This is a genomic window from Cupriavidus alkaliphilus (assembly GCF_900094595.1).
In the GTDB taxonomy this organism is placed as follows: Bacteria; Pseudomonadota; Gammaproteobacteria; order Burkholderiales; family Burkholderiaceae; genus Cupriavidus; species Cupriavidus alkaliphilus.
This window is the reverse complement of sequence record NZ_FMAD01000006.1, coordinates 257587-281644: the sequence shown is the minus strand read 5'-3', so window position 1 is coordinate 281644 and position 24058 is coordinate 257587. Positions and strand designations below refer to the sequence as shown.

The 24058-nt window shown below is 69.6% G+C and carries 24 protein-coding genes; 16 read left to right on the top strand and 8 right to left on the bottom strand.

What is annotated here, in order from left to right; all coding sequences use genetic code 11:
- Nucleotides 1-33: 33 nt before the first annotated feature.
- Both GA0116996_RS15065 and GA0116996_RS15060 read right to left on the bottom strand, forming a co-directional pair.
- Nucleotides 34-651: a LysE family translocator gene (locus GA0116996_RS15065; protein WP_092312992.1), complete on the bottom strand. Its 618-nt coding sequence runs from the start codon at nt 649-651 to the stop codon at nt 34-36.
- A gap of 91 nt (nt 652-742) precedes the next feature.
- Nucleotides 743-1366 carry an FMN-binding negative transcriptional regulator gene (locus GA0116996_RS15060; RefSeq protein ID WP_092312989.1) on the bottom strand — a complete coding sequence of 208 codons (624 nt, stop codon included), beginning with the start codon at nt 1364-1366 and terminating at the stop codon, nt 743-745.
- Between the two features lie 81 nt (nt 1367-1447).
- Here GA0116996_RS15060 and pdxR point away from each other — a divergent pair, with 81 nt between their 5' ends.
- From pdxR to GA0116996_RS15010, 10 genes are all read left to right on the top strand, one after another.
- Nucleotides 1448-2929 carry a MocR-like pyridoxine biosynthesis transcription factor PdxR gene (gene pdxR, locus GA0116996_RS15055; RefSeq protein ID WP_092312987.1) on the top strand — a complete coding sequence of 494 codons (1482 nt, stop codon included), beginning with the start codon at nt 1448-1450 and terminating at the stop codon, nt 2927-2929.
- Nucleotides 2930-3090: 161 nt separating this feature from the next.
- Nucleotides 3091-4098 (top strand): tripartite tricarboxylate transporter substrate binding protein, encoded by a 1008-nt coding sequence (locus GA0116996_RS15050; protein ID WP_244159881.1) that lies wholly within the window; start codon nt 3091-3093, stop codon nt 4096-4098.
- 190 nt (nt 4099-4288) lie between these two features.
- Complete coding sequence (locus tag GA0116996_RS15045) at nt 4289-4612, top strand: hypothetical protein (protein WP_092312981.1); 324 nt, start codon at nt 4289-4291, stop codon at nt 4610-4612.
- Nucleotides 4613-4614: 2 nt separating this feature from the next.
- Nucleotides 4615-5409 (top strand): AadA family aminoglycoside 3''-O-nucleotidyltransferase, encoded by a 795-nt coding sequence (locus tag GA0116996_RS15040; protein WP_092312978.1) that lies wholly within the window; start codon nt 4615-4617, stop codon nt 5407-5409.
- A gap of 107 nt (nt 5410-5516) precedes the next feature.
- Nucleotides 5517-6404 carry a LysR substrate-binding domain-containing protein gene (locus GA0116996_RS15035; RefSeq protein ID WP_092312975.1) on the top strand — a complete coding sequence of 296 codons (888 nt, stop codon included), beginning with the start codon at nt 5517-5519 and terminating at the stop codon, nt 6402-6404.
- Between the two features lie 169 nt (nt 6405-6573).
- Entirely contained in the window at nt 6574-7323 is a 750-nt protein-coding gene (locus GA0116996_RS15030) for an SDR family NAD(P)-dependent oxidoreductase (RefSeq protein ID WP_092312972.1), read from the top strand.
- Nucleotides 7324-7407: 84 nt separating this feature from the next.
- Nucleotides 7408-8736: an MFS transporter gene (locus GA0116996_RS15025; RefSeq protein WP_092312969.1), complete on the top strand. Its 1329-nt coding sequence runs from the start codon at nt 7408-7410 to the stop codon at nt 8734-8736.
- A 50-nt stretch (nt 8737-8786) separates the two neighbouring features.
- Nucleotides 8787-9632, top strand: a complete 846-nt coding sequence (locus tag GA0116996_RS15020; protein WP_092312966.1) for a transketolase — start codon at nt 8787-8789, stop codon at nt 9630-9632.
- Complete coding sequence (locus tag GA0116996_RS15015; protein WP_092312963.1) at nt 9629-10645, top strand: transketolase family protein; 1017 nt, start codon at nt 9629-9631, stop codon at nt 10643-10645. Before GA0116996_RS15020 ends, GA0116996_RS15015 begins: the two co-directional genes overlap by 4 nt.
- A gap of 121 nt (nt 10646-10766) precedes the next feature.
- Nucleotides 10767-11363 (top strand): hypothetical protein, encoded by a 597-nt coding sequence (locus GA0116996_RS15010; protein ID WP_092312960.1) that lies wholly within the window; start codon nt 10767-10769, stop codon nt 11361-11363.
- An 18-nt stretch (nt 11364-11381) separates the two neighbouring features.
- On the opposite strand, the gene GA0116996_RS15005 is transcribed toward GA0116996_RS15010, so the two are convergent.
- From GA0116996_RS15005 to GA0116996_RS14990, 4 genes are read right to left on the bottom strand one after another with little or no spacing between them, the layout of a single operon-like run.
- On the bottom strand, nt 11382-12452 hold the full coding sequence (locus GA0116996_RS15005) for a VWA domain-containing protein (protein WP_092312957.1): 1071 nt from the start codon (nt 12450-12452) through the stop codon (nt 11382-11384).
- The gene (locus tag GA0116996_RS15000; protein WP_092312954.1) at nt 12449-13462 is read right to left on the bottom strand and encodes a DUF58 domain-containing protein; all 1014 of its coding nucleotides are present in this window, start codon (nt 13460-13462) and stop codon (nt 12449-12451) included. Before GA0116996_RS15000 ends, GA0116996_RS15005 begins: the two co-directional genes overlap by 4 nt.
- On the bottom strand, nt 13443-14453 hold the full coding sequence (locus GA0116996_RS14995; protein WP_092312951.1) for an AAA family ATPase: 1011 nt from the start codon (nt 14451-14453) through the stop codon (nt 13443-13445). Before GA0116996_RS14995 ends, GA0116996_RS15000 begins: the two co-directional genes overlap by 20 nt.
- 11 nt (nt 14454-14464) lie before the next feature.
- Nucleotides 14465-15385, bottom strand: a complete 921-nt coding sequence (locus tag GA0116996_RS14990; protein ID WP_092312948.1) for a S1C family serine protease — start codon at nt 15383-15385, stop codon at nt 14465-14467.
- A 74-nt stretch (nt 15386-15459) separates the two neighbouring features.
- On the opposite strand from GA0116996_RS14990, the gene GA0116996_RS14985 reads away from it, so the two are divergent.
- Nucleotides 15460-16521: a vWA domain-containing protein gene (locus GA0116996_RS14985; protein ID WP_092312945.1), complete on the top strand. Its 1062-nt coding sequence runs from the start codon at nt 15460-15462 to the stop codon at nt 16519-16521.
- A gap of 147 nt (nt 16522-16668) precedes the next feature.
- Here the strand turns inward: GA0116996_RS14985 and GA0116996_RS14980 are convergent, their stop codons facing one another.
- On the bottom strand, nt 16669-17643 hold the full coding sequence (locus tag GA0116996_RS14980; protein WP_092312942.1) for a tripartite tricarboxylate transporter substrate binding protein: 975 nt from the start codon (nt 17641-17643) through the stop codon (nt 16669-16671).
- Nucleotides 17644-17716: 73 nt separating this feature from the next.
- Nucleotides 17717-18706 (bottom strand): LacI family DNA-binding transcriptional regulator, encoded by a 990-nt coding sequence (locus GA0116996_RS14975; RefSeq protein WP_244159880.1) that lies wholly within the window; start codon nt 18704-18706, stop codon nt 17717-17719.
- 268 nt (nt 18707-18974) lie between these two features.
- Between GA0116996_RS14975 and hpsN the strand changes: the two genes are divergently transcribed.
- From hpsN to GA0116996_RS14950, 5 genes are all read left to right on the top strand, one after another.
- Nucleotides 18975-20285 carry a sulfopropanediol 3-dehydrogenase gene (gene hpsN, locus GA0116996_RS14970; RefSeq protein WP_092312936.1) on the top strand — a complete coding sequence of 437 codons (1311 nt, stop codon included), beginning with the start codon at nt 18975-18977 and terminating at the stop codon, nt 20283-20285.
- Between the two features lie 11 nt (nt 20286-20296).
- Complete coding sequence (gene hpsO / locus GA0116996_RS14965; RefSeq protein WP_092313357.1) at nt 20297-21073, top strand: (S)-sulfopropanediol 2-dehydrogenase HpsO; 777 nt, start codon at nt 20297-20299, stop codon at nt 21071-21073.
- 97 nt (nt 21074-21170) lie between these two features.
- Nucleotides 21171-22535 carry an MFS transporter gene (locus GA0116996_RS14960; RefSeq protein WP_092312933.1) on the top strand — a complete coding sequence of 455 codons (1365 nt, stop codon included), beginning with the start codon at nt 21171-21173 and terminating at the stop codon, nt 22533-22535.
- A gap of 84 nt (nt 22536-22619) precedes the next feature.
- The gene (locus GA0116996_RS14955; protein WP_092312930.1) at nt 22620-23633 is read left to right on the top strand and encodes an alcohol dehydrogenase catalytic domain-containing protein; all 1014 of its coding nucleotides are present in this window, start codon (nt 22620-22622) and stop codon (nt 23631-23633) included.
- Nucleotides 23634-23762: 129 nt separating this feature from the next.
- The gene (locus GA0116996_RS14950; RefSeq protein WP_092312927.1) at nt 23763-24044 is read left to right on the top strand and encodes a UxaA family hydrolase; all 282 of its coding nucleotides are present in this window, start codon (nt 23763-23765) and stop codon (nt 24042-24044) included.
- Nucleotides 24045-24058: the final 14 nt, after the last annotated feature.

Here is a 24058-nt window from a genome sequence, read left to right as displayed (position 1 = left end):
TGATTCCGGGCGCCGGCAGGGAAACGAGGCCCTTTATGCCTCGCGCCGCGCCAGCGCCAGGAACGCGCCCAGCCCCAGCATCGTGACACCCGAAGCCCGGGTCATCAGCCGCGCGCGGGCCGCGCGCGCGGCGCCGGACTTGAGCAGGCGATGCGCGGCGAAGACCACGGCGACGTCCACCAGCGTGTTGAGCGTGACGCAGATGCAGCCCAGCAGCGCCAGCTGCGACACGGCCGCTGCGCCCGCCGCGACGAACTGCGGCAGGAACGCAAGGAAGAACAGCGCGGTCTTGACATTCAGCACCTCGACCGTCACGCCATCGACCAGCGCGCGGCGCGCGCCTCGCGACGGCACCGCCGCGATCGTCGCGGGCGCCTCCTTGCGCAGCAGCATCCGTACGCCCAGGTACACCAGGTAAGCCGCGCCCAGGTACTTGAGCAGGCTGAATGCCACCGCGGACTGGGCGATGAGCAGCGACAGGCCCGCCGCCGCCGCGAATACATGGAGCAATCCGCCGATGCCCGTGCCGAGGCATGAAGCCAGGCCTTCCGCCCGTCCGCCGGCCACGGTGCGCGCGACGACATAGGCGATGGCCGGCCCCGGGGTGATGGCGAGCACGACTGCGGCGATCAGGAAGGGGATCAGCGACATGGTTCGGGGTTCCTTGTTGATGGGGCAAGGTTGCGCGGCAAGGCGCGGCTGGGTCCGGGCCAGCGCATGGGCGGGGTGAGGCGAGGCCGGATCAGACCGCGTTGCGCATCGACTGCGCCAGTTCCGGGCAGCCGCGCGCCTCCAGTGCGTCGACCGCGCCAAGGCGGTCGCGCGTGTCCTTGTTCTGGCTGAGCTTGCGCTTGCCCACCAGCGAGGTCACGGCGATCTCGAGGCCGACGATGCCGCGCAGCATGGCGTCGAGGTAGTCGGGCGGGGCGTCGCCCATCTTCCACGGCCGGGCCTCGGCGGCCTCGTGCCGCCGCGTCAGGCGCGCCACCAGGCCGCGCACGAAGCGCTCGTCGTCGCGCACGGTGAGCGTGCCGTGCGCGTGCACCACCTCGTAATTCCAGGTCGGCACCTGGCGGTGGGTCTCATGCTTGCTCGGGTACCAGTTCGGCGAGACATAGCCCTCGGCGCCGCGGAACACCACCATCACCGGCGTGCCGGTCGGACACCGCTGCCACACCGGGTTGGCCCGCGCCACGTGCGCGGTGAGCACGCCGAGGGCACCGGCACCCGGGTCGAACTCGAACGGCAGATGGTCGGCATCGAGGCCGTGCTGGCTGTGCGTGACCAGCATGCCCAGCGGGTGCGCATGGATGATGCGGGCAAGGGCGTCGGGGCGGGTCTCGGCGAAATGGTCGGGGACGTACATCGTGGGGCTCGGGGCGATTGGATGCTCGATACTGTCGCCGACAACTGGCACAATCGGAAGATCCAGTTTTCACGAATTTTAATGGGCCAGTTCGACCAGTCCGGCGGCAGGCGGCCCGGCGCCACGGGCGCGGGACGCCGCATCTATGACCTGCTGCGCGCCCAGATCGCCGACGGCACCTTGCCGCCGGGCGCGCCGGCGCCGTCCACGCGCGGCCTGGCGGCCGAGCTGGGGGTATCGCGCACCACCGTGACCGCTGCCTATGAACAGTTGGCGGCCGAGGGCTTCCTGGTCACCGCGCGGGGGCGGGCGGCCCGCATTGCCGGCCCGTTGGCGGCTTGCGCGCCGGCCCGGCCGGATGCGGCGCGGCGCGCCAGGGTCCCGGCGCTGTCCCAGTTCGGCCGCCGCGTGGCGGCACTGGGGCTGCCGGCAGCGCCGCCGGCCGAGCCGGTGCGCTTCGATTTCCTGTACGGCGCGGTGGCGTGGCGCGACTTCCCGGCGCTGGCCTGGCGGCGCGCCTGGCAGGCCGAGCTGCTGCGCCAGCACGACAGCCTGTCCTATGCCGCGCCAGAAGGCGAGGCATCGCTGCGGCGCGCGCTGCAGGGCTATCTGCGCCGCGCGCGCGGGCTGGCCTGCGATGCCGGACAGATCGTGGTGGTGCATGGTTCGCAGCAGGCCATCGACCTGTGCGCGCGGCTATTGCTGGACGACGGCGATACCTTTGCCTTCGAAGACCCCGGCTACCTGATGGCCAGGCGCTGCTTCGAGGCCACCGGCGCGACGTGCCTGCCTGTCCCGGTGGACGGGCATGGCATGGATACCGCCAGCCTGCCTGCGGCGGACGGGGTCCGGCTGGCCTACGTGACGCCGTCACACCAGTTCCCGCTGGGCGGGGTGCTGCCGATCGGGCGCCGGCAGGCATTGCTGCAATGGGCGCGGCGCCATGACGCGTGGATCGTCGAGGACGACTACGACGGCGAATTCCGCTACGGCCAGCGCCCGATCGACACCCTGCGCGCGATCGACACCGATGGCCGCGTGATCTATGTCGGCACCTTTTCCAAGGCGCTGTCGCCGCAGCTGCGGCTCGGCTACCTGGTGCTGCCGCCGGAACTGGTGCCCGTGTTCCGGCAGGCCAAGCGGCTGGCCGACCGCCATGCGCCCGTGCTGGAGCAGCGCGTGCTGGCCGCGCTGATCGACAGCGGCGCCTACGAGCGCCACGTCCGCCGCATGCGCCGCGAGCACGAGCGCCGCCGCACCGCGCTGCTCGATGGCATTGCGCGCCACCTGCCCGGCGATGCCGAGGTCAGCGGCACGGCCGCCGGGCTGCACGTGGTGCTGTGGCTGCCATCGCTGCGGCCGCGGGACGAGCCAGCGCTGGTGGCCGCCGCGCGCGGCGCCGGTGTGGGCGTCTACCCCGTATCGGCGCTGTATGCCCGGCCGCACGGGGCGGGCCGGCCCCGCGCGGCCGGCCTGGTGCTGGGCTACGCCAGCCTGACCAGCGCGCAGATAGAGCAGGGCGTGCGCGTGCTGGGCACGGTGGTCGCGGCGCTGGCGCGGTGAACCCGGCCGGCCCGACCGGCCCCGCATGCCGGGCGTTTCTGCCAATGACATTGAACAGAACGGCAATTGGCCCGCCTGGCGCAACGCTCTACCGTCTGTCGAAAACGACCGCGGCCGGCACACCGGGCGGCGACACCGGAACGACAACCAGGAGACAGGGCATGGCTATCGCAAAGCGTGGAATGGAAGGGCGTTTGCTATCGGTCGTGGCGAGGGCCATGGCGGCACTGGCGGTCTGTGCCGCGGCAGCGCCGCTCGCGATGGCGGCGACAGCGGCGGGCGATTTCCCGGCCAAGCCCATCGAGTTCTGGATTCCGTTCCCGCCCGGCGGTCCCACCGACGGCTCGCTGCGCACGCTGCTGGCGGCCGCCGGCAAGGAACTGGACCAGCGCGTGGTGCCAATCAACAAGCCGGGTGCGGGCGCCACGCTCGCGGCGCAGGTGATGTCCCAGACGGCGGCGCCGAATGGCTACACGCTGTCGATGGTCGCGGCCAATATCTTCCGCATGCCGCACCTGCAAAAGACGCCATACGACCCGCTCAAGGACTTTACCTACATCATCGGCCTGACCAACTACCGCTATGGCCTGGTGGTTCGCGCCGATGCGCGCTGGAAGACGCTGGAAGAATTTCTTGCCTACGCCAAGGCGAACCCGGGCAAAGTGACCTACGGTGCGGTCGGCATCGGCAGCTCGGGGCATATCTCGATGGAAAAGCTCGGCCGCGCCGCCGGCGCCAGATTCACCTTCGTGCCCTACAAGGGCGGCGCCGAGGAAATGATGGCGTTGATGGGCGGCGACATCGACGCAGTGCTGGACCCGGGCTGGGGCCAATTCGCCGTCGCCGGCAAGGTGCGGCCGCTGGCCATCGTCGGCGACGCGCGCTTTGCGCGCTTCAAGGATGTGCCGACCCTGAAGGAGCGGGGCTACGACATCACCGCCAGTTCGCTGGTGGGCATCGTCGGCCCGCGCGGCATGGATCCGGCGGTGGTCAGGAAGCTGCACGACGCGTTCTTCCGCGCCGCGCAGGACCCGGCCTACCTGCGCTCGCTCGAAGCCATCGACCTGGAGCCGGTCCACCTCAACAGCGCGGACTACACCAGGTTCGCGGCCGAACAGTTCGAGCGCGAAAAGCGCGTGGTGCAGCAGCTCGATATCAGCCTGCAATGATCCGCGTGCGATCACCGCGCGGCTGGCTGCACTGTCTTAGTGCGGCCAGCCATGCAGGGGCATCCTCGGCTCGGGTTCGCGCCGCTTCTTTGGTACGCTGGTGGTATGCCTGCCGCTGCCATCGCTGCTTGCGCCCCGAGCGTGGGTGAGTTCCGCACTCCCCCGGCTGGCAGCGGCCAAAGGAGTGATCATGCAAGAGCTGAGCTTTAGCGCCCTGCTGTACCGCTATTTCTTCTTCGGCTGGCTGTTCCGGGACGCCAGCCGCGGCAACCGCGCCGAACGCACGCGCGCCTGGCACTTCAACCAGGCGCGCGCTCACTGGCTGCTGACCTACATGCGGCGCTGGCTCTGGTGCGGCGTGTTTTTCTACGGGCTGGGCGGCGCGGTCGAGCTGATGTTGTCCGCGCCGGCGCTGTCGGCGCTGTTCTACGTGCCCGGCGCGCTGTGCGTGCCGGTCAACGTTGTCATCGGCGTATTGTGGCTGGGCCTGAAGACGCTGCCCGGGCCGCTGTGAGCATGGCGGCCCCATCCCTGCCCGCCGAAATCGCGCAGCAGGTCCGCGTGGCCCAGGCCGTGATCTCACGGCACCTGGCCGGGACGCTGCTGGGCGTCCACCTGTTCGGCTCGGCGCTCGATGGTGGGCTGCGACCCCTCAGTGATATCGATTTGCTGGTGACCACACGCGACGTGCCCGGCGACGCCGCGCGGCGAGCGCTGCTGCGCGACCTGCTGGAGGTCTCGGCCCCGCCAGGCAGCGGTGGGCTCCGGCGGCCGCTGGAGGTCACCGTGGTGGCGCACGGCGAAGTGGTGCCCTGGCGCTATCCGGCCACGCGCGAACTGCAGTTTGGCGAATGGCTGCGCCAGGACATCGAGGCCGGCGTGTTCGAGGGCCGGATGCCTGACCACGACCTCGCCATCCTGGTGACCCAGGTGCGCCAGCACGGTATCGCGCTGCTTGGCCCGCCGGCCACGGCCTGCTTCGAACCCGTGCCCCGGCCAGACTTCATCGCCGCGCTCACCGATACCGTCGCGCAATGGCGGACCGAAAGCGACTGGGCCGGCGACGAGCGCAACGTGGTGCTGGCAATGGCGCGGGTCTGGTACAGCGCCGCCAGCGGCCGGATCGCGCCGAAAGACGTGGCTGCGGCGTGGGCGCTGGAACGCCTGCCTGGCGCGCACCGGCCGTTGATGGCAGCGGCGCGGGCGGCGTACCGGTCGGGCGGGCCGGATGATCCGGTGCTGGGTGGCGCGGCGGTCGCGGCGTTCATGCAATACGCGCGCACCGCGGTCAGTAAGCTGTTGACGGAGTAGCGGAACGTCGGCGCCCGCGGGCCGCCGAAGTAGAATCCGGGCATGTTCCTGACCGCGATCGGGAGGGAGGGTGTCCCGGCGCGCTCCCGCGCCGATCCTTGCCGCCCATGCGAATTCCACCGGTGAAGGCGATCATCGCCTTCGAAAGCGTTGCCCGAACCAAGAGCGTCAGCCGCGCCGCCGAGGAGCTGGGTTTGACCGCATCCGCGGTCAGCCACCAGATCAGCAACCTGGAAGAGGCGCTGGGGCAGGCGCTGTTTTTCCGCCAGGGTCGCGGGCTGGCGCTGACGCCGGTGGGGCAGCAATACCTGCGCGATATCACCGGCGTGCTGGCGGACCTGAACCGCGCCACCGAGCGCGCTTCCAGCCCGGCCAGCATCGAGATCCTGCGGGTGCATTCCAGTCCCAGCTTCGGCCTGATGTGGCTGCTGCCGCGGCTGGAATCGTTCCAGGCCGACAATGGCGACATCCAGCTCAACCTGTCGTGCTCGTATGAAGACGTGTCGTTCACCAGCGGCTACTACGACGTCGATATCCGGCACGGCTATGCGCACTGGCGCGACCTGCGGGTGAAAACGCTGCGGCGCGAGACGATCGCGCCGCTGGCCTCTCCCGCCTATCTCGAAAAGCATCCGATCCGAACACCGGAGGATTTGCTCGCGCAGCGGCTGATCTACTCCGAAACGCCGCTGGTGCAGTGGCAACAATGGTTCGCGCGCTTCGGCGTGCCGGCGTCGCACAAGACCTTCGACTTCAGCTTCGACCGCTCCTACATGTCGCTGGAGACGGCCGCACTGGGGCTGGGCGTGGCGCTGGAAAGCACGCTGCTGGCATCGGTGCAGATCCGCAAGGGCGCGCTGGTGCCGGTGTTCGACGACAGCCACGCGCTGGAGGTGGGCAGCCACCACGTGGTCTGCCCGGCGCAGAACGCCGGACTGCCGCGCGTGGCGCGCTTCCTGGCCTGGCTCGAGCGCCAGTTGCCGGCTTCGCCCTGAACGCGCGCCACCCGGGCATGGCCGGCAAAGTGACCGGGGCGGCGCCCGTTGAGGCGCCCGTCGTCGACGTTTGAAAATTTCTCAGCAATAGCTGAGGCAGACCGCGTTGATCGCCAGGCCGCCAGCGACAACACTCGACACATCCCAAGTCCAATTGCAGGAGACAAAGATGCTGGTCGAGAACAACGTAGTCATCATCACCGGCGCCGCCTCGGCGCGCGGCATCGGCAAGGCCACCGCCAGGGCCTTCGCCGCCCAGGGCGCCACCGTGGTCATCCTGGACTTGCGCCTGGAAGAGGCGCAGGCCGCCGCCGGCGAACTGGGCGACCGGCACCTCGGCCTGGCCTGCGATGTGACCGACAAGGCCGCCTGCGAGCGCGCGGCGCAGGCCGTGCTGCAGCGCTATGGGCGCATCGACGCGCTGGTCAACAATGCCGGCATCACCCAGCCGGTGCGCACGCTCGATATCCAGGCTGCCAACTACGATGCCGTGCTCGACGTCAACCTGCGCGGCACGCTGTACATGTCGCAGGCGGTGTTGCCGCAGATGCGCGAGCAGAAGCGCGGCAGCATCGTGTGCATGTCGTCGGTGTCGGCGCAGCGCGGCGGCGGCATCTTCGGCGGGCCGCACTACAGCGCAGCCAAGGCCGGCGTGCTGGGCCTGGCGCGCGCCATGGCGCGCGAGTTCGGGCCCGACGGCATCCGCGTCAATTCAATCACGCCGGGACTGATCCAGACCGACATCACCGGCGACAAGCTCACCCCCGAGATGCGCGCCGAGATCATCAGAGGCATCCCGCTGGGCCGCCTGGGCAACGCCGCCGACGTCGCCAATGCCTGCGTGTTTCTGGCCAGCGACATGTCCGCCTACCTGACCGGCATCACGCTCGACGTCAACGGCGGCATGCTGATCCACTAAATTCGAACCAAGCCGCCCGACCGAGGCGGGACCCGAGAACAGCCGGTGCGCCGCCGCGCGGCGCCGCCAGGCAGGAGACAACCGATGAAGACCAAATACGCGGCTTCGCCCATTGGCGGCGAAGCGACGCTGCACGCCGATTCCGCCACCTTCGAGACCCGCACCTACGCCAAGGTGGTGAGGCGGCTGATCCCGTTCCTGATGCTGTGCTACCTCGGCGCCTACCTGGACCGGGTCAATGTCGGCTTCGCCAAGCTGCAGATGCTGAGCGACCTGCAGTTCAGCGAAACCATCTACGGCCTCGGTGCCGGCATCTTCTTCCTCGGCTACTTCATCTTCGAAGTGCCGAGCAACGTGATCCTGCACCGGGTCGGCGCCAAGCGCTGGCTGGCGCGCATCATGCTGACCTGGGCGGTGATCTCGGCGTGCTTCGCCTTTGTCACCACGCCGACCCAGTTCTACGTGCTGCGCTTCCTGCTGGGCGTGGCCGAGGCCGGCTTCGCGCCTGGCGTGATCCTCTACATGACGTACTGGTTCCCGTCGGAGCGGCGCGCCAAGGCCTTGTCGATGTTCTTCATGGCGATCCCGCTGGCCGGCATCGTGGGCGGGCCGCTGTCGGGCTGGATCATGCATGCCTTCCACGGCGTGGGCGACCTGGCCGGCTGGAAGTGGCTGTTCCTGATCGAGGCGCTGCCGTCGCTGTGCCTGGGCGTGGCGATCCTGTACTACCTCGACAACGGCATCGACCAGGCGCATTGGCTTACCGACGCCGAGAAGGCGCTGCTCAAGCGCAATATCGAAGGCGATAACGCGCAGAAGATGGAGCACATGTCGATCCGCTCCTTCATGGCCGACCGCCGCCTGTGGCTGATGGCAGCGATCTACTTCTGCGTGGTGCTGGGCCAGTACGGACTGACCTTCTGGCTGCCGACGATCATCCGCAAGGCCGGCGTGGCGGACCCGCTGTGGGTCGGCATCTATACCGCGCTGCCATACCTGTGCGCCATCGTGGCGCTGCCGCTGGTGGGCATGAGCGCCGACCGCCGCCGCGAGCGCCGCTTCCACCTGATCGTGCCGATGGTGGTTGCCGCCGCCGGCTTTGCCACCTTGCCGCTGCTGGGCAGCGTGAGCGCCTCGCTGGTATGCCTGTGCATCGCCGCCGCCGGCATCCTGGCCTCGTCCTCGCAGTTCTGGGCGCTGCCCACCGCGCTGCTGGGCGGCATGTCCGCCGCCGCCGGCATCGCCGCGGTGAACTGCGTGGCCAACCTGGCCGGCTTCTTCTCGCCCGCCATCGTCGGCTGGCTCAACGACCTGACCGGAAAGTCCACCGCGGGGCTGGCGTTCATCTCGGCCACCGTGGTCTTCGGTGCCGTGCTGGTGCTGATGGTGCCGGCCAGGTCCGTGAACCGCTGAGGCCGCTTCCTTTTCCTGAAATGCTGATCCAACCGATTGCTGGAGACACCATGCAACAAGCCACCACCGACAAGGACGCGTCCTTGCGGGAACGCGCCTACCGCATCCGCCGCAACGCCTTGCTGATGGGCGAGGTCCAGGGCCAGGGCTATATCGGCCAGGCGCTCGATATCGCCGACGTGCTCGCCGTGGCCTACTTCGACGCCATGCGCTACCGCCCCGAAGACCCCGAGTGGGAAGGGCGCGACCGCTTCCTGCTGTCCAACGGCCATTACGCCATCGCGCTGTACGCGGCGCTGCTGGAGGCGGGCATCCTGCCCGCCGAAGAGCTGGAGACCTATGGCAGCGACGACAGCCGCCTGCCGATGTCGGGCATGGCCAGCTACACGCCCGGCATGGAAATGTCCGGCGGCTCGCTGGGGCAGGGCCTGACCATCGCCGTGGGCCGCTGCCTGGGCCTCAAGCGCAAGGGCTCCGGCAACTTCGTCTACACGCTGTTCTCCGACGGCGAGCTGGACGAGGGCGCGATCTGGGAGGGCATCCTTTCGGCCGCGCACTGGAAGCTGGACAACCTGATCGCCATCGTCGACGTCAACAACCAGCAGGCCGACGGCCCGTCCACGCAGATCATGGCGTTCGAGCCGCTGGTGCCGAAGCTGGAAGCATTCGGCTGGTTCACGCAGCGCGTCGACGGCAACGACATCGACGCTGTCGCCGCCGCCTTCCGCGCGGCGCGCGAGCACCGCGGCGCGCAGCCGCGCATGATCATCTGCGATACGCGCATGGGGTGCGGCGTGCCGTTCCTCGAGCAGCGCGAGAAGAACCACTTTATCCGCGTCGATGCCGACGAATGGCAACTCGCACTGCAGGCCCTGGAAGCCGGGAGACAAGCATGAGCCATACCATAGCCACCGCCACCACCGCTGCCAAGCCGAAGCTGAAGACCTCGGCGATGATCGCCTCCATCGCCGGCGAAGGGCAGGCTACCCGCTCCGCCCCGTTTGGCCACGCGCTGGCCGAGCTGGGCCGCCACAAGCAGAACGTGGTCGGCATGACCGCCGACCTCGGCAAGTACACCGACCTGCATATCTTTGCGCAGGCGTTCCCGGAGCGCTATTACCAGATGGGCATGGCCGAGCAGCTGCTGATGGGCGCCGCCGCTGGCTTCGCGCATGAAGGGGCGCAGCCCTTCGTCACCACCTACGCGGTGTTCGCGACCCGGCGGGCCTACGACTTCATGCACCAGGCCATCGCCGAGGACAACCTCGATGTGAAGATCGTGTGCGCGCTGCCCGGGCTGACTACCGGCTACGGCCCCAGCCACCAGGCCGCCGAAGACCTGGCGCTGATGCGCGCCATGCCGAACATGACAGTGATCGATCCGTGCGATGCGGTCGAGATCGAGCAGATGGTGCCGGCCATCGCCGCGCACAACGGCCCGGTTTACGCGCGTCTGCTGCGCGGCAACGTGCCGGTGGTGCTGGACCGGTACGACTACCAGTTCGAGCTCGGCAAGGCCAGGCTGCTGCGCGACGGCGCCGAGGTGCTGGTGATCTCGTCGGGCATCATGACCATGCGCGCGCTGGAGGTGGCCAAGGCGCTGGAGCAGGACCGCATCGGCGTGGCGGTGCTGCACGTGCCGACCATCAAGCCGCTGGATACCGATGCCATCCTGCGCGAGGCCCGGCGCACGGGCCGCCTGGTGGTGGTGGCCGAGAACCATAGCGTCATCGGCGGCCTTGGAGAAGCCGTGGCGACCACGCTGATGCGCGCCGGCGCGTGCGTGCCCTTCCGCCAGGTCGGGCTGCCGGATGCGTTCCTGGATGCCGGGGCGCTGCCTACGCTGCACGATCGCTACGGTATTTCAGCGAACGTGATGGCGGACACCATCAGGGGCTGGCTCGCCTAGCCCGGGGGCGCGGCCGACAGACTGCCTTTCCCTCTGCTATGGTTAACAGGCCTTTCCGTCACGCGCGCCGGCCCCCCTTGCCGGCATCGCGCACGGCAACCTTGGAACCAGGGAGAACGGCATGAAACCCGGCAAGCTCATCGTGGCGGCGGCGCTTGCCGCCGCGTCCCTCGCGCCCGGCATGGCGATGGCGCAACCCGAGACCCGCGTCGACTCGGTTTCCGGCGTGGGCGCGTCGCGCACCACCGGCACGGTCAAGGCCACGGCCACGGTGGCGGCCATCGATGCGGCCACCCGCACCATCACCCTCAAGGACGAGCAAGGCAAGCTCACCAACGTGCAGGTCGGCGACGATGTGCGCAATTTCGGGCAGCTGCGCGTGGGCGATGCGGTCACGGCGGAATACACGCAGGCCTTGTCGGTGAGCCTGAACCGCCAGAGCGGGATCCGCTCCAGCAGCGAGCGCGAGATCACGCAGCGCGCCGCGCCCGGCGCCAAGCCGGGCGGCATGGTCGGGCGCGAAGTCACGGTTACCGCGGACGTGGTGGCGGTCGACACCAAGACCGGCATGGTGACGCTGAAGGGCCCGCAGGGCCGGATGGTGGACGTGCATGTCGCGGATCCGAAGCAGCTGAAGGCGGTCCGCGCCGGCGAGCAGGTGCAGGCGGTCTATACCGAGGCGATCGCGATCTCGGTCACGCCGCGCAATGCGCGCTGAGTTGCCGGCCGCCGCCCGCTACATCACGCGTCCGAACCACCACAGCGACAACAGCCCCGCGCCGGCCGCCAGCAGCGCGCCCAGCGCGGCGAACAGCGCGGTGATCTCGACCTGGCTGCGCTTGTCGAACGCCAGCCGCGCGTTGAGCGCCCGATACACCCGCTTCAGTTGGGTGGCATCCTCCAGCCGAAAGTACTCGGCACTGGTGGCGTCGGCGACTTCCTTCAGCACCTTCTCGTCCAGCCTGACGCGGGCCGACCAGCCGTCGACCGAGAGCACCACGCCTTCGGGGGTACCCACGCCCACGGTGTAGATGCGCACGCCGTGCTCGGCGGCAAGCTGCGCCGCGCGCATCGCGGCCGGGCCGGCATTGCTTTCGCCGTCGGAGAACACCACGATCGCGCCGGCGGTATAGGAGCCCGGCTGCACCGGCTCGCTGTCGCCGGACGGATTGGCCAGGGCCCGTGGTCGTCTTGGTGGCGGAGTGTCGTCGTTCATCAGCCGCTCGGCATCGGGCGTGAGCTGCGGCAGCAGCGTGGTCAGCGCAATCAGCATGCCGTTGCCCAGCGCGGTGCCGCCCTGCGGCTGCAGGCGCTCGATCGCGGTGGCAACGGCCTCCCTGGAGCGGGTGGGCGCCTGCGCCACGGCGGCGGTGCCGGCCATGGCCACCACGCCGACGCTGACGCCCGCGGGTTGCGCCTCCAGCAGGGTGGTGGCCGCCCGCTGGGCGGCGCCCAGGCGGCTGGGCTTGACATCCTGGGCCCGCATGCTGCCCGACAGGTCCATCACCAGCACCACGGTCTCGATGCGCGAAGGCAGCATCATCACGGCCTGGGGCCGCGCGATCGCCGCGATCAGCGCGGCCAGCGCCAGCAAGATCAGCACCGGCGCCACGTGGCGGCGCCAGCCGCTGCCGCCACCGGTGGCAACGCCCGCCGTCTTCAGCGCCGGGTAATGCACGGCCCCGTGCCGCCTGCGCCGGTCGAGCCAGACATAGCCCGCCGCCAGCCCCCCGACCAGGGCGAACAGCCACAGCATGCCCGGCCACAGGAAGCTGAACACTGGCAGGCGGCTGATGGCATCGATCATGCGGCCCCCCTGGCGATGTTGGCGGCCCTGGCGCTGCCTTGCTGGCGCCGGCGCTGGCGCGCGAAACTCAGCAGCGCCAGGTCGAGCCGGGCGTAGGTCGACAGCGTCAGGCACGCCACCCCGGCGCGCGCGAAGGCCTGGCGCAGCTCCGCCTCGCGCGCCTCGGCGGCGGCGGCGAAGCGCTTGCGGAAGGACGGGTCATGCGTATCGACGAACAACTGCTCGCCGGTCTCCGCATCCTGCAGCACCACCAGTCCCAGGTCCGGCAACGCGGTTTCCAGCGGATCGACCAGCCGCACCGCGACCACTTCATGCCGCCGCGCCAGCATGCCCAGCGATGCCTGCCAGCCCGGCGCGCTGATGAAATCCGATACCACGAACACCACCGAGCGCCGCCTTGCCACCGCGCGGGCGCGTTCGAGCAGGTCGCGCAGGCGGGTGTCGCCCGGCGATGCGGCCGGCGTGGCGCGCATGCGGTGCAGCAGGTGCAGCAGCTGCCGGCGCCCGGCGCGCGCCGGCACCACCGTGGCGTCGGAGTCGGCTGCGCCGCCATAGAGCACGGCACCCACCCGGTTGCCATAGCGCGTCAGCAGCAGCGCCATCACGGTGGTGAAGTCACTCAGCAGGTCGCGCTTGCGCACGCTGCCCGAACCGAAATCGATCGAGCCGCTCAGGTCCAGCAAGAACCAGGCGGCGACTTCGCGGTCTTCCTGGTATTCGCGCACGTGCGGCGTCTGCAGCCGCGCGGTCACGTTCCAGTCGATGTGGCGCACGTCGTCGCCGGGGTGGTACTCGCGCAGGTCGGCCAGGTCCAGACCGAAGCCGCGGAACAGTGTGCGGTAGTCGCCTTGCAGCAGCCCGTCGAGGCGGCGCACCACGGTCCATTCCAGGCGCCGCAGCAGGGCGTCGGTCTGGCCTGCGCCGACGCCGGCAAGCGCGACAGCGGGGGCGCCAGGCGTGGCGCCGGGCGCGCTGTCTGGCTCGCGCCGCCTAGTCCGCCGCCCGAACATGGGATTCCATGGGCCGCTCGGGAACCGGCAGCGCCTGCGAGATGCGGGTGATGAGCTGGTCGGCCGTCACGCCGTCGGACATGGCCTCGTAGGATAGCGACAGGCGATGGCGCAATACGTCCGGCACCAGGTCGGCCAGGTCCTCGGGCAGGGCGTAGTGGCGGCCGCGCAGGTAGGCCAGCGCGCGCGCGCCTTCGACCAGACCGATGGTGGCGCGCGGGCTGGCGCCGAATGACACGTAGCGGTCCAGGTCAGCCAGGCCGTAGTCGCCCGGCTTGCGCGTGGCCGCGACCACGCGCACCGCGTACTGGACCAGGCTGGGATCGACATACACCTTGCGGCAGGCCTCCTGCAGCGCGGTCAGGTGCTCGGGCGTGGCCACCGCGCTCACGCTGATGCGCGGGCCGGTGACACGGTTGACGATGACCACTTCTTCCTCTTCCGACGGATAGCCCACCAGCACCTTCATCATGAAGCGGTCGACCTGCGCCTCGGGCAGCGGGTAGGTGCCCTCGGTCTCGATCGGGTTCTGCGTCGCCATGACCAGGAACGGGGCAGGCACGCGGTGGGTCTCGCCGGCGATGGTGACCTGCTTTTCCTGCATGACTTCCAGCAGCGCACTCTGCACCTTGGCCGGCGCGCGGTTGATCTCGTCGGCCAGCAGCAGGTTGGCAAAGACCGGGCCGCGCACCGTGGAGAACTCGCCCGTGCCCTGGTTGTACATGCGCGTGCCGACCAGGTCGGCCGGCAGCAGGTCAGGGGTGAACTGGATGCGCTTGAAGGTGCCGCTCATCGTCCGCGCCAGCGTGTTGACGGTCAGGGTCTTGGCCAGCCCCGGCACCCCCTCCACCAGCAGGTGGCCGCCGGACAGGATGGCCACCAGCACCCGTTCGAGAAAGTGGTCCTGCCCGACCACCACGCGTTTCACCTCGTACAGCAGGCGTTCCATCAAGTTGGCGCTGTCGGCTGCGCCCCTGGCTTGGTCGTTCATAGGTCCCCGCGTCAGAAAGGAGAAGTTCCGATGGATACGCCGGCGCTTTCGATCGTGGTGGCAAAGCCGATGCCGATGAAGGTGCCGCTGTTGCCCGGATTGAGGATGGCGGTGACGATGCCCACCACCTCGCCATTCATGTTCACCAGCGGGCCGCCCGAGTTGCCCGGATTGACCGCTGCGTCGAACTGGATCAGCTTGTCCAGGGTCCGCTTGTTGTCCGACGCGACGAACTCGCGGTCCAGCCCTGACACCACGCCGGCGGACACCGACGGCCCGATGCCGAACGGAAAGCCCACCGCGACCACTTCGGAGCCGGGCAGCAGGTCCCGGCTGGAACCCAGCGTTGCCGCGGGCAGGTCGTCGGGTATCGACCTGGCCTGGATTACCGCCAGGTCCTTCTCGGGAATCGTCTGCAGCACGGTGGCCTCGGACGTGTGCCCGTCGTGGAAGGTCAGTTCCAGGCGCCGCGCTCCCGCAATCACGTGGAGGCTGGTAAGGATCACGCCGCGCTCGGTCACCACCACGCCCGAGCCGATGTGGCGGGATTCGGGCTTGTTCTCGGCGCTGTTGCCGGGCGGACGTTCGTTGGGCAGGGGCGGGGCGGTCGGGCCGGAGGGCGTCGAGGGCGAGGCTTCGGGCGAGGGGGCCGGGGCGTCACGCCCGGCCTGCGGCGCGGAAGCCGCATCGGCGGTTTTTTCGGGCGCGGGGTAGTTGCGGATCTCGACTACCGATTCGCGCACCGCCTCGGCCGCCATGGCGGTGCGCGACGGCAGGGGCTTGGTTTCGAGCGTGTGCAGCACGGCCGCGTCGATGTCCTTCTGCGTCAGCGCGCGCGCCTTGGGCTGCAACAGCCACGCCGAGCCCACGCCGGCGGCAAGAACCAGCGCGACGGCCGCCGAGACCCACCCGTAGATCGTCACCCGTTTCATCGCAGCCCCCGAGGTCCCGTCCCGCCGTGGAAAATACAGTACCATCCTCTTACCCACGCGCCAAGGAGCAGGGCATGCAGTTTCTCTGGCCGCAGATGCTCTGGTTGCTGCTTGCGCTGCCGGTGCTGGCAGCCGCTTACCTGTACCTGCTCGCGCGGCGCAAGAAGGCCGCGCTGCTGTATGCAAGCCTTGCATTGCCGCGCGCCGCGCTCGGCCCGCGCCAACGCCTGCGGCGCCACATTCCGCCGTTGCTGTTCTTCCTCGCGCTGGCCGCGGCACTGCTGGCCTGCGCGCGCCCCAGCGCCACCATCACGCTGCCGGCCGACACCGTGACCCTGGTGCTGGCGATGGACACCTCGCGCAGCATGGAGGCCGCCGACGTGCCGCCCAACCGCATCAGCGCCGCCCAGCAGGCCGCGCGCGACCTCGTCGTGGGGCTGCCGGCCAGCGTGCGGCTGGGCATCGTTTCCTTCGCCGGCACCGCGGCGGTGGTGCTGCCCCCCACCGACAACCGGCAAGACATGCTCGACGCGATCGATCGCTTCCAGCTGCAGCGCGGCACCGCCACCGGCAGCGGCCTGTTCCAGGCGCTGGCGGTGCTGTTTCCCGAAGACGGCATCGACCTCGAAGTGATCCTGTTCGGCAGCCGCTCTGACCGCGCCGGGCGCGGCACCTCGCTCGACGAGGCCGCCGCGGCCGATGCCGCGCGCCGGCGCGAACAGAACCAGCAGGCGGCGCAGCCCGGCTCGTACCCGCACGGCGCGGTGATCCTGCTCAGCGACGGCCGGCGCACCACCGGCCCGGATCCGCTCGACGCCGCGCGCATGGCCGCCCAGCGTGGCGTGCGCGTCTACACCGTCGGCTTCGGCTCGCAGCAGGTCACGACCGCGCCGGAGTCCAGCCTGGCCTACTTCATGCAACTGGACGAACCGGCGCTGCGCGCGGTCGCCGCCATCACCGGCGGCGAGTACTTCCACGCGGGCTCGGCGGCCGACCTGAGCCAGGTCTACCGCCAGCTCAGCGCGCGCTTTGCGCTGGAGCGCAGGGAAACCGAGCTGGGTGCCTTGTTCGCCGCAGCGGCGGTGGTGTTGCTGGCGGTGGCGTGCGGATTGTCGATGTTGTGGTTCCGGCGGTGAGGGCGGCGGCGGGCGATGGCGGCATCACGCAGAGCGACGAGCGCGGATAGGAGCTCGACTTCATCTGCCAGCACCTGGAGCGGCAGGCCGGGAACCGGGGCCGCCGCAAAGTACCCCCGCCCAGCCGTGGCAAGGCGGCAACCCCGCCTACTTCTCCTGCATCTTCGCCGCCTTGACGATCTCGCCCAGGCGCCGGCGTTCCGCGTCGACAAACTTGATGAAGTCCGCGCGCGTGCCGCCGACCGGCTCGATGCCCACCTGCTTGAGCTTGGCGGCTGCGGCAGGGTCTTTCATGGCCTTGTCGACTGCCGCGGCGACCTTGTCGAGGATCGCGTCTGGCGTGCCCCGGGGCGCATGGACGCCGGCCCAGTGCGCAATCTGCAGGTCGGCGAAGCCCTGCTCCACCGCGGTGGACAGTTGCGGGTAGGCCGAGATGCGCTGCGTCCACGTGGTGGCCAACGGCTTGAACTTGCCGTCCTGCACGATATGCGGCAACGCGATGATGCTGGCCTCGGAAGTGCCTTCCACCTGGCCGCCCAGCACGGCCGTGGTGCTTTCCGACCCGCTCTTGTAGGGCACCGGCTGCAGCCTGGCGCCGTACTTCACGTTGAGGAGTTCCGCGACGAAATGCGGAGTGCTGCCGGTGCCCGCAGTGGCGAAATTGAAGCCGGTGCCCTTCTTCGAGGCCTCGACGAAGTCGCGCAGGTCCTTGTAGGGCGCGTTCTTCTGCACCACGATGACCGACGGCGCCAGCCCGATCATCGCCACCGGCACCAGTGCGTCGTCCTTGAACGGCATCGACTTCTTGATCATGCTGTTGGAGATCACGCCGGCGGCGCTGATCAGGAAGGTGTAGCCATCCGGCGCGCTGCGGGCCACCAGGTCGGCGCCCACGGTGCCGCCCGCACCGGGCCGGTTCTCGACCAGCACGGTCTGGCCCAGCGCCTTGCTTGCGCCTTCGGCGGCCGCGCGCGCCATCAGGTCATTGGCGCCGCCCGCGGCGAACGGCACGACGAAGCGGATGGTCTTCGCGGGCCATGGGTCTTGTGCGCCGGCCGGGCCGGCCGCGGCGAGGGCTGCCGCGGCAAGCAGGCCCAGCGTGCATCGGTATGGGATCGTCAAGTCATGTCTCCTCAGGGTTGTGCAAAGACCGGCGCTGGCTCGTTGCGCCGGCCCGGCTGAAACCGCGGGCAACCTAGCCTGGCTCGCCCGGCGGCGCGGTGGTGCCGCGCTGCACCAGCGCGACCGGCATTTCCATCCGGCCCGGCTCGATGCCGTCCTGCAGCCAGCGCAGCAGCGCGAGCGCGGTCTGCCGGCCCAGTTCGCTGCTTTCCAGCGCGATGGTCGTCAGCGCGGGCGTGACTTCGGCGGAGATCGGCAGGTCGTCGCAGCCGACGATGGACAACTGGCGCGGCACGTCGAGGCCCATGGCCGTGGCCTCGAACAGGCAGCCGAGCGCGAGCACGTCGTTGCCGCAGAAGAACGCCGTCGGCGTTGCCGGGGCCTGGGCCAGGACGGCGCGCAAACCGGCGCGGCCGCCGGCGAAGGTGTAGGGTTGCTCGCAGACGGCGCCGGGGGCCAGCGGCGCGCGCAGCGCACGCAGCGTGCCGAGGAAGCCTTCGGTGCGAAGCCGCGCGCGGTCGTTATGGGCGCCGATGCCGGAGATCATGCCCAGGCGGCGGTGGCCCAGGTCGTACAGATGGCGTGCGGCCTGCGCGCCGATCTCGAAATTATCGAAGCCGATGCACGGGTACTGGTTCGACAACGACCAGGTCAGGATGGTGCGCGTGCCGGATTGCCGCAGCAGCGCCAGCGTGTCCGGGGCATGGTCGGCGCCGACCAGGACCATGGCATCGACCGCGCGCTCGGACAGGGCGCGCACCACGTCGGTCTCGGTGTCCGGATCGTAGTTGTGCGACCCCAGCAGCAACTGGTAGCCGCCGGCGGCCAGCACCTGCTGCATGCCCTGGATCGCATGGGAAAAGATGGCGTTGTCCAGGGTCGGCACCACGGCGGCGACGGTGCGCGAACGCCCGGATGCCAGCGTGCGCGCCGACGCATCGGGGACATAGCCGAGTGCGTCGATCGCCTGGCGCACCCGCTGCAGGGTGTCTTCCCGCACCAGCGAGGGCGATGACAGGGCCCGCGACACCGTCGCCATCGATACTCCCGCTAGCTTCGCCACGTCTTCAAGTCTGGTCCGCCGCACGTTTGCTGTCCTCGTTGCCGTTGCGCCATTGTCACCGATCTGTGCGCTACACACGACCAGGCCCGGGACGGTGGCTTGCCCTGCGCGGCCGAGGGAAAACCCTCCCTTGCACTTCGCCGTTCTCCGACTAGTCTTATATGAAAGCGCTTTCATTTGGAAAATGACAGGAAATGCCGCCATGGCAGTTTTTTTCTTTCCCATAAATGATAGCGCTTACATTCGTAATCAAAGCCGAGGACCCCCGATGATCACGTACCTGAAGCAAGCCGAGAAGACGCCGCAGACAGAGACCGCCACCGCGCAGAAAGTGGTGACCGACATGCTGGCCGAGATCCAGGCGCATGGCGAGGCTACCGTGCGCCAGTACGCCAGCAAGCTCGATGGCTGGAACGGCGAGATCGTGTTGTCCCCGGACCAGGTCCGGCAGCAGACTCGCGACGTGCCCGCGTCGGTGCGCGCCGATATCGACTTTGCCATCCGCCAGGTGCGGGAGTTCGCGCTGGCGCAGCGCGAATCGCTGCGCGAGTTCTCGGTCGAGCTGCACCCGGGCGTGACGGCGGGGCAGCGCGTGATCCCGGTCAACGTGGTGGGTTGCTACGCCCCGGCCGGGCGCTATGCGCATATTGCCTCGGCCTACATGGGGGTGGCGACGGCGAAGGCCGCGGGCGTCGGCACCGTGGTGGCGTGCTCGAGCCCGTTCCGCGGCCAGGGCATCCACCCGCACGTGCTCTATGCCTTCCAGGCGGCCGGCGCGGACGTGATCATGACGCTCGGCGGCGTGCAGGCGATCGCTGCGATGGCCTATGGGCTGTTCAGCGGCAAGCCTGCCGACGTGGTGGTCGGCCCCGGCAACAAGTTCGTCGCCGAGGCCAAGCGGTCGCTGTACGGGCAGGTGGGCATCGACGTGTTCGCGGGGCCGTCCGAAGTTGCCGTGATCGCCGACGACAGCGCCGACCCGGCCATCGTGGCCAGCGACCTGGTGGGGCAGGCCGAGCACGGCCACGAGTCGCCGGCCTGGCTCTTCACCACCTCGCGCGCGCTGGCGGAACAGGTGATGGCGCTGGTGCCGGCGCTGATCGCCGCGTTGCCGCCGACCGCGCGCGACGCGGCCACCGCGGCATGGCGCGACTATGGCGAGGTCATCGTCTGCGACAGCCGCGAGGAAGTGGCCGCGGTGTCGGACCGCTATGCCTCCGAGCATCTGGAGGTGCACGCGCAGGACCTGGACTGGTGGCTGGCCAACCTGACCTGCTACGGCTCGCTGTTCCTTGGCGAAGAGACCACGGTGGCCTTCGGCGACAAGACCAGCGGCCCCAACCACGTGCTGCCGACCAAGGGCGCGGCGCGCTATTCCGGCGGGCTCTCGGTGCACAAGTTCATGAAGACCCTGACCTGGCAGAAGATGACGCGCGAGGCGACGCGGCAGATCGGGCAGGTGACCGCGCGCATCTCGCGCCTGGAGGGCATGGAGGCGCACGCGCGCACCGCGGACGACCGCATGGCAAAGTACTTTCCGAACGCCCGCTTCGAGATGGGCGCTCCGGTGGAGGTGTGACGATGGCGCCCATGCACAACGCGCCCGGCGGTGCCGGACCGGACCTGCGCGGCAGGCAGGCGCTGGTGACCGGCGGCAGTTCCGGTATCGGCGAAAGCCTTGCCGAGGCACTGGGCCGGGCCGGCGCCAGGGTGGTGCTGGCGGCGCGCCGCCAGCCGCAACTCGATGCCGCGGCGTCGCGGCTCGATGCGATGGGCATCGCGGTCGACACGCAAGCGCTGGACGTGTCCGACCTCGATGCGATTCCCGCCGCCGCAGCGGCCTTGCAGCGCCGCTGCGGCACCATCGATATCCTGGTGAATGCCGCGGGAATGAACCTGCGCGAGCCCTTCGACAGCGTCACGCCGGCGTCATGGCGGCTGCAACTGGACACGCATCTGGGCGCGCCGTTCTTCCTGACGCAGGCGCTGGCGCCGGCGATGCAGGCGCAAGGATGGGGGCGGGTGCTCAATCTTGCATCGCTGCAGTCTTACCGCGCCTTTGCCGACAGCGCGCCCTACGGCGCGGCGAAGGGCGGCATCGTGCAGCTGACGCGCGCCATCGCCGAGGCGTGGTCGCGGCACGGCATCACCTGCAATGCGATCGGGCCGGGCTTTTTCCCCACCGCGCTGACCGGGCCCGTGTTCGCCGATGCCGCGCTGGCTGGCCACCATGCCGGGCGCACCTGCATCGGCCGCAACGGCGCGTTGCCGGACCTGCATGGGCTGGCCGCGTTCCTGGCCAGCGACATGGCCGCGTATATCACCGGCCAGACCTTCATGGTCGACGGTGGCTACACGGCAAGATGATTCCCCGCCGCGGGGCGCATCGATTCGCCCCGCGCGTTGACCGATATCCAGAGCGCCATACGCGCCGCCTCGGGACCAGACCCGACAGGAGACAAGCATGACGAGACAGGTAGCGGCGCAGCCGCCGGCACAAGACCCCGCACGCAAGCTGAGGAAGATCGTGACCTCGAGCACGATCGGCGCGATGGTGGAGTGGTACGACTTCTTCCTGTACGGCGTGGTCGCCGGCCTGGTGTTCAACAAGCTGTACTTCCCCTCGACCGACCCGGTGGTCGGCACGCTGCTGGCCTACGCCACCTTCGCCGCCGGGTTTGTCGCGCGCCCGCTGGGCGGCGTGATCTTCGGCCATTTCGGCGATACCCTGGGACGCAAGCGCATGCTGGTGCTGACGCTGATGATCATGGGCATCGCCACCACGGCCATCGGCCTGATCCCGACCTATGACCAGATCGGCATCTGGGCACCGGTGCTGCTGCTGTTGTGCCGCATTGCGCAGGGCATCGGCCTCGGCGGCGAATGGGGCGGTGCTGTGCTGATGACGTTCGAGAGCGCGCCGGCGGGCCGCCGCGGCTTCTTCGCCAGCCTGCCGCAGACCGGCATGTCGCTGGGCCTGGTGCTGGCCAGCGGCGTGATTGCGTTGCTGTCGGCGCTGCTGTCGGACCGGGACTTCCTGGCCTGGGGCTGGCGCATCGCCTTCCTGCTGAGCGCGGTGATGGTGTTCATCGGCTCCTACATGCGCACGCATGTCGAAGAGTCGCCGGAATTTGCCGCGGCACAACGCCATCCGCCGAGCCGGCAGCCGCAGGCCAGCGCCTTGCCGTTCCTGGCCATGCTGCGCCAGTACCCCCGCGTGGTGCTGGCATGCATGGGCGCGCGCTTTATCGACGGCGTCTTCTTCAACGTGTTCGGGGTGTTCTCGCTCGCTTACCTGACCCAGACCCTGAAGCTGTCGCGCAACGAGGCGTTGCTTGGCGTGCTGCTGGGCGCCGGCGTGATGACGCTGTTCATCCCGCTGTGGGGCGCCGTGTCCGACCGCCTCGGCCGGCCGCTGGTCTACGGCACCGGCGCGCTGCTGGCCGGCCTGTCGGCGTTTCCCGCGTTCTGGCTGATGCAGCATTCGGGCGGCAACGTGCTGCTGGTATGGGCGGCGATCATCATTCCCTTCGGCATCTTCCATGCCGCCGTGTTCGGCACCATGTCGTCGATGTTCTCCGAGGTGTTCGATGCGCGCGTGCGCTATACCGGGATTTCCTTCGTCTACCAGTTCGCGGGCGTGTTCGCCGGCGGCCTGACGCCGATCATCGCCACCTGGCTGAATGCGCAGGGCGGCGGCGAGCCCTGGTACCTGTGCGGCTACGTGCTGGCGATCGGCGTGCTCAGCGCGGCCTGCACGCTGTGGATCGGCCGGCGCCCGGGCCCGGCCGGCGCGAGCGCGCTGGCACCGTCCGAAGCCGGCGCCTGAAGCCGGCGCCCGATTCCTTCTTGCGGGCGGCATTGCGCCGCCCGTCCGTGTGGTTCCCCTCCCATCTTGACTACTGGCAAGGCCATGAAAGCGATCGTCTATACCGAACCCAACGCCGTCGCGGTCCTGGAGCGCGACATGCCGGCCCTGGCCCCCGGCGAAGCCCTGCTGCGCATCGATGCCAGCGGCATCTGCGGCTCCGACCTGCACGCGTATCACGGCCATGATCCGCGGCGCAAGCCAGGGCTGGTGCTGGGCCACGAGTTTGCCGGCACGGTGGTGGCCTCGTCGGACGAGAGCCGGCTGGCCGTCGGGCAGCGCGTGACCGCCAACCCGCTGGTGACCTGCGGCCATTGCGACTATTGCCTGCAAGGGCGCGAAAACCTGTGCGCCAACCGCGGCATGGTCGGCATGAGCCGCCCGGGCGCGTTGTCCGAGTACCTGGCGATCCCGATCCGTTGCGCGATTCCCATCCCCGACGCGCTTGCCAGCGTCAGTGCCGCGCTGGCCGAGCCCGCCGCCACCGCGCTGCACGCGGTCAACCTGACCATGCGCGCGCTGGCCAGGCCGCTGCCGGAGGCGCGCGTGCTGGTCATCGGCGGCGGCGCGATCGGCATGCTGGCCGCCGCGCTGGTGCGGTCATATGGCTGCGGCGAGGTCCAGGTGGCCGAGACCAATGCGCTGCGACGGGCTTCGGTGACGCGGCATCTCGGCTGCGACGCGGTCGACCCGCTGGCCGGCCCGCTGCCGGAGTCGGCCTTCGACGTGGTGATCGATGCGGTGGGCGCGGGCGCGACGCGCAAGCTCGCCATCGCCGCCGCGCGGCCCGGCGGCGTGGTCATGCATATCGGCCTGCAGGACTGGGCCAGCGAGATCGACATGCGCAAGCTGACCCTGGCCGAACTGACCCTGCTGGGCACCTACACCTACACCATGGCCGACCTGCGTGCCACCGTGGCGGCGCTGGAGCGCGGCAGCTTCGGCACGCTGGAGTGGGTCGAGACGCGCGCGCTGAGCGATGGCCCGGCGGCCTTTGCCGACCTGGCCGCGGGCCGCGTCGCGGCCGGCAAGGTGGTGCTGATCCCCGAAACCGTCTGACTGCGCCGCGGCACGCGGCTGCATCGTGGCCAAGGACGTCAGTCAAAATTCATATATATGAGTTGGTTGACATGGATGAATCCAGCGCCTAACATGATTTCACGCCCGACCCAAAGAGAGGAGACAACGATGATTCACGTAGTGCTTCATGACGCCAAGGACACCGTCGCGGTGGCCGTGGTGGAAGGGATCCAGCCCGGCACCCAGCTCAACGCCTGGATCATGGACGAAGACAAGGTCGTGACGGTGACCGCATTGCAGCCGATTCCCATCGGCCACAAGGTGGCGCTGCGCGACATGGATGTGAACGAGACGGTCTACAAATACGGCATCGACATCGGCAAGGTGGTCGCCCCGATCAAGGCCGGCGAACACGCCCACGTCCACAACATCAAGACCAAGCGCTGGTAAGCCAGGCGCGCCGC

Coding starts and splice junctions, on each gene's coding strand:
- GA0116996_RS15065 (WP_092312992.1), bottom strand. CDS start 651: ATGTCGCTGATCCCCTTCCTGATCGCCGCAGTCGTGCTCGCCATCACC.
- GA0116996_RS15060 (WP_092312989.1), bottom strand. CDS start 1,366: ATGTACGTCCCCGACCATTTCGCCGAGACCCGCCCCGACGCCCTTGCC.
- pdxR (WP_092312987.1), top strand. CDS start 1,448: ATGGGCCAGTTCGACCAGTCCGGCGGCAGGCGGCCCGGCGCCACGGGC.
- GA0116996_RS15050 (WP_244159881.1), top strand. CDS start 3,091: ATGGCTATCGCAAAGCGTGGAATGGAAGGGCGTTTGCTATCGGTCGTG.
- GA0116996_RS15045 (WP_092312981.1), top strand. CDS start 4,289: ATGCAAGAGCTGAGCTTTAGCGCCCTGCTGTACCGCTATTTCTTCTTC.
- GA0116996_RS15040 (WP_092312978.1), top strand. CDS start 4,615: ATGGCGGCCCCATCCCTGCCCGCCGAAATCGCGCAGCAGGTCCGCGTG.
- GA0116996_RS15035 (WP_092312975.1), top strand. CDS start 5,517: ATGCGAATTCCACCGGTGAAGGCGATCATCGCCTTCGAAAGCGTTGCC.
- GA0116996_RS15030 (WP_092312972.1), top strand. CDS start 6,574: ATGCTGGTCGAGAACAACGTAGTCATCATCACCGGCGCCGCCTCGGCG.
- GA0116996_RS15025 (WP_092312969.1), top strand. CDS start 7,408: ATGAAGACCAAATACGCGGCTTCGCCCATTGGCGGCGAAGCGACGCTG.
- GA0116996_RS15020 (WP_092312966.1), top strand. CDS start 8,787: ATGCAACAAGCCACCACCGACAAGGACGCGTCCTTGCGGGAACGCGCC.
- GA0116996_RS15015 (WP_092312963.1), top strand. CDS start 9,629: ATGAGCCATACCATAGCCACCGCCACCACCGCTGCCAAGCCGAAGCTG.
- GA0116996_RS15010 (WP_092312960.1), top strand. CDS start 10,767: ATGAAACCCGGCAAGCTCATCGTGGCGGCGGCGCTTGCCGCCGCGTCC.
- GA0116996_RS15005 (WP_092312957.1), bottom strand. CDS start 12,452: ATGATCGATGCCATCAGCCGCCTGCCAGTGTTCAGCTTCCTGTGGCCG.
- GA0116996_RS15000 (WP_092312954.1), bottom strand. CDS start 13,462: ATGTTCGGGCGGCGGACTAGGCGGCGCGAGCCAGACAGCGCGCCCGGC.
- GA0116996_RS14995 (WP_092312951.1), bottom strand. CDS start 14,453: ATGAACGACCAAGCCAGGGGCGCAGCCGACAGCGCCAACTTGATGGAA.
- GA0116996_RS14990 (WP_092312948.1), bottom strand. CDS start 15,385: ATGAAACGGGTGACGATCTACGGGTGGGTCTCGGCGGCCGTCGCGCTG.
- GA0116996_RS14985 (WP_092312945.1), top strand. CDS start 15,460: ATGCAGTTTCTCTGGCCGCAGATGCTCTGGTTGCTGCTTGCGCTGCCG.
- hpsN (WP_092312936.1), top strand. CDS start 18,975: ATGATCACGTACCTGAAGCAAGCCGAGAAGACGCCGCAGACAGAGACC.
- hpsO (WP_092313357.1), top strand. CDS start 20,297: ATGCACAACGCGCCCGGCGGTGCCGGACCGGACCTGCGCGGCAGGCAG.
- GA0116996_RS14960 (WP_092312933.1), top strand. CDS start 21,171: ATGACGAGACAGGTAGCGGCGCAGCCGCCGGCACAAGACCCCGCACGC.
- GA0116996_RS14955 (WP_092312930.1), top strand. CDS start 22,620: ATGAAAGCGATCGTCTATACCGAACCCAACGCCGTCGCGGTCCTGGAG.
- GA0116996_RS14950 (WP_092312927.1), top strand. CDS start 23,763: ATGATTCACGTAGTGCTTCATGACGCCAAGGACACCGTCGCGGTGGCC.